Consider the following 511-nt stretch of genomic DNA (forward strand, 5'->3'; position numbering starts at 1 on the left):
TCCTCCTTATAAAAATTTTTCCGCAGAATTGCGATGTTCTTCTCAAAATCCTCCATGACAGCCTGAAAATCGAAAGCCGCCGCCCCCCGGTACCCGGCCGCATAGCCCTCGGCCATCAGCAGAAGCATTTGGAATACAGGGCCAGCATCTTCCGGGTTCTTGAATTTCAAAGCGTCATCTTCCCGCAAAATCATATCGTTTCTGAACTTGCAGGTTTCTTCCGTCAGGATGGCCAGCGAATCCAGTACATCGGGAGAAGTTTCCTCCCAGACGCTGGAAATAAATTGGAGAATGAAGGGCTGTGTTTTGAAACTCTCCATTTCTATTTTGCTGGAAGTCATGATCCTGTCGAACAAATCTGTTTGGGAATCGAGTGCTTCCTTATCAAATATTCCCTCTATGATTTTCTTGCAGTATTCCAGCAGGTAAATGTAGAGCTGCTTTTTACTGCCGAAATACTGAAACACAGACGCTTTGGAAATGTGTGCGGCTACCGCAATATCATTGATTG

At 45.6% G+C, this 511-nt stretch carries 1 protein-coding gene; it reads right to left on the bottom strand.

The annotated features are described in order from the left end of the window. On the bottom strand, positions 1-511 hold a 511-nt coding region (locus H8709_RS11805; RefSeq protein WP_262398496.1), incomplete at both ends, for a TetR/AcrR family transcriptional regulator.

Origin of the sequence: Zongyangia hominis (assembly GCF_014385095.1) — a bacterium.
Taxonomy (GTDB): domain Bacteria; phylum Bacillota; class Clostridia; order Oscillospirales; family Ruminococcaceae; genus Zongyangia; species Zongyangia hominis.